At 58.7% G+C, this 3,089-nt stretch carries 4 protein-coding genes; all 4 read right to left on the bottom strand.

Going from position 1 to position 3,089, the window contains the following annotated elements:
• Nucleotides 1–2 precede the first annotated feature (2 nt).
• The 4 genes from Q1J43_RS00510 to Q1J43_RS00495 all read right to left on the bottom strand — a co-directional run bounded on the left by Q1J43_RS00510 (nucleotide 3) and on the right by Q1J43_RS00495 (nucleotide 2,771).
• A complete protein-coding gene (locus tag Q1J43_RS00510; RefSeq protein ID WP_301100324.1) occupies nucleotides 3–509 on the bottom strand; it encodes a hypothetical protein in 507 nt (168 codons plus the stop codon).
• 26 nt (nucleotides 510–535) lie between these two features.
• On the bottom strand, nucleotides 536–1,054 hold the full coding sequence (locus Q1J43_RS00505) for a response regulator (RefSeq protein WP_301100323.1): 519 nt from the start codon (nucleotides 1,052–1,054) through the stop codon (nucleotides 536–538).
• Nucleotides 1,055–1,540: 486 nt separating this feature from the next.
• Nucleotides 1,541–2,092, bottom strand: coding sequence for a hypothetical protein (locus Q1J43_RS00500; protein WP_301100322.1), 552 nt, complete (start codon nucleotides 2,090–2,092; stop codon nucleotides 1,541–1,543).
• Nucleotides 2,093–2,198: 106 nt separating this feature from the next.
• Nucleotides 2,199–2,771: a type 4 pilus major pilin gene (locus Q1J43_RS00495; RefSeq protein ID WP_301100321.1), complete on the bottom strand. Its 573-nt coding sequence runs from the start codon at nucleotides 2,769–2,771 to the stop codon at nucleotides 2,199–2,201.
• Nucleotides 2,772–3,089 lie beyond the last annotated feature (318 nt).

Below are 3,089 nucleotides of genomic sequence, written 5' to 3'. Positions count from 1 at the left end.
GCTCACTCTTTCCACAGCGACTGCAGCTTGTCTAACTCCATCATGATCGCGGCGCCGGTGGCGCCGGTGGAGCCCTTCAGGCGTTGATGCAGAACCGTTCTGACGCTCGTTGCATGCCAGGCGATGATTTCGAAGTTGCGTTGCGAAATCATGTTCGGCCCTATCTGTTCGCAATAAAGATGCAGCGACTTGGCCAGCGCCGAGGCCAGCTCATAGCCGCCCATGCCGGCCTTTACCTTCATCTCGAACGCCTCCTGAACCAGTGACGGCAAGAGTTTGCCGGTATCGTTCGGCGTCTGCTGTAGCGCGGCGGCAAGTCTGTCGATTTCAGCCAGATGGTGAAGGCAGGCCGTGAGGAACTGGTCGGCGCTATGCTCGATCACGGACTGCGCCGACGCCACGACTTGGGGTGACAGCAGGTGGTCGAGATTGGCTACGCCAATCTTGATCAGCAGGCTTTTGTCGGGCGCGAAAATCTTGACGTCGTCGGTTTCGATCGGATCGGCCATCGGCTTTCCCCTTCAGGCGTTCGTTATTATGATTCGGATGGCTCTGGTCTGTGCCGCTGTTTTCTGCGCTCTTTGCCGTCGGGCGGCGGCAAGTCTTGATGGCGGCGGTCGGGACCGCGATAGGTCTTGGTCACCACGAAAGGACGCGGCTTTTCGATGACGGCGCGGATGCGCCGGACCAATTGTTCGGCGGCGAACGGCTTGATGATATATTCGTTCACGCCGGCGTCCCGCGCCCGCACCACATAGTGCGCCTCGGTATTTCCGGTCAGCAGAATCACCGGAACGTGCGGACATTTCGATTCGGGCGACTTGCGGACGAACTCGACCAGGTCGATGCCGTCCAGATCCTGCATCCGCCAGTCGGTGATGATGAAATCGAACGGCTTTGTCGCCACCAGATGGATCGCCTGCCTGCCGCTGCTCGCCACCGTGATCTGGCGAAAGCCGAGCTGCGCCAGCACGTCATAGACCAGACGCTGGATCATCTTCTCGTCATCGACGATCAGAACATGAATGTTCTGCAATTGGCTGTTGTTGCCCACGAGCCCCTCTCCGTCCCGTTCTTGACGACCACGCGCTTCCGTCGCGCCCTGCGTGCCGCCATCTTCGCGGCGTCACACGGCTGGCACAGGGTTGAAGCGCAATGATTCGTTGCAGAGTAGCGCGACGAATAGTTTGAAGCCAAGGCATTTTGTGGGGCAGGAACTTTGCCCGCGCATTAACCGTTGAAGCACAACACCCACACATTTGCCGCCGCCCCAGCCTATAGTCGTACCAAAAAATCCCCAAGTCCTCTCCGCGTCGTCATTCCGGAGACATTTTCTTGCGTCCCTCTCGGGACGAAAGAAAATGGCATCCGGAATCCCGTTTCACTTTGTTTTCCAAGTGGCGAAGAAACCAACCGGGATTCCGGATTAAACTTTCTTTCGCCTTCTACGAAGTCGAAAAGAAAGTTTCTCCGGAATGACGACGTGGAGAAGGCCGTGGGAATTTTCTGGTGCGGCTATCGGCTGACCTGACGATGTCGCCTAATGCCGCAAACCGAAGGTCAGCGCCAAGAACACCCAAGCATCCTGCCCGCATCCCCGTGCGATGGCCGTGGCGTCCAAAGGCTTGGGCGGCATCGTGCCGTAAAACGAGAGCCATACGGCGGAGGCTGCCAACGCCCCATCACGCACGGCGAAATCCTGTACCCCCAAGGCGGCGGGATCATGCCCATAGAATTGCAACAGGCGGCGGCAGGTATGCGGCTTGACGCGGGTTTCGATCCGCACCGTCTGCCGTTCGGGCGCGACGAACAGCCTGAGCGACTCGCCCCAAGGATTCGACATGCCGCGCTGGATGTCCCCACTTGATGGGCTTACGCGCACGATATTCAAGCCGACGAGCCGATCCACGAGAATTTTTGTCGCCGTCTCGCCGCCAGCATCGGTAGGCGTCTTCTGATCCCGCGCCACATCGACGATGCCCAGAATCTGATCCGTGGCCTGCGCCAGCAGGATATTCTCCCGCCCCGCCGCCACCGCCAGCCACAAGCCGACAAGGATCCCGACCCCGACCACCGGCGCGACGAAAATCATCGCCCAATTTATCCGCGCTCCCCGCTTCATGCCATCCCCGAAAAAGAAAAAGGCGGGGAGGTGAGTCCCCGCCTTTCGCTTGTTGACTTAGACGTAATTCAACCGATTACGCACGCAGGCGGAAGGTGAACACAATCGTGTTGCCTGCGACGGCCGTAATCGGGCAAACGCCAACCGCAGTGGTGACATCCATCGGGAACGCCGTCGCATAAGCCAATGCGTTGGCAATGCCGAGCAGGCCAGCATCACGACCCGCACCGCTGTTTCTCACGGCAAGATCAACACACGGTTGTTGCGGCACACGAGCAAAAGAAATGCCGAAAGAATCGCCCGCGACCACTTGCGTTCCCCGCAGAATGTTTACGGCACCACCCCAAACATCCGTAACAGTGGTCGGGTTGAGGGCGTCGTCAAGCATATCCTTCGGAATGCCGCCAGCCCGTGCAACGTCAAGCGCGTTAATGCCCGCAGGTATCGTTGTCGAAGTAGCATGCAACGCCCTGACAGCCTGCGCGATGGTCAGGATTTGTTCCGAAGTCTGCTTAACGCGTAGGTTGGCGTAAACCGAAGCGGCGGCCACCCAGATGGCGCCGAGGATCAAACCGACGATCCCGAGCACAATCGCGGCTTCCGTCAAGGTAAAGCCCCGCGTTTGGCGGGCGATGCGTTGATGAGTCATTAGGAGATCTCCTTTTGTGGTGTGGTGTTGCGTCAATCCCAGCAGGCACTGCGCCCATATCTCAGATTTGCGGCAAATTATACGAGAACTGTAGCTAAACGTAACAGGAAAGTATTAGCTAAAAATTAACAGCGCGGGCGCTGTCTTAAATTTTTATGCCGTTCCGGCTGTAAAACCGCTGCCGGAACGCTGACGCCCGTTCCCTGTTCATGGACGGTGCAAGCCCGCCTTGCGCCAAGACGGGCCAGTGTCGTCAGAGCCTTATGCTCCGGCTCTCATAGCGGCGGCCGAGGAAGGCGGGGAGTTTGCCGCCGGACT

The organism is Propionivibrio sp. (genome assembly GCF_029255185.1).
Classification (GTDB): Bacteria; Pseudomonadota; Gammaproteobacteria; order Burkholderiales; family Rhodocyclaceae; genus Propionivibrio.
The sequence above is the reverse complement of the archived record's forward strand: the minus strand, read 5'-3'. Positions and strand labels throughout refer to the sequence as shown.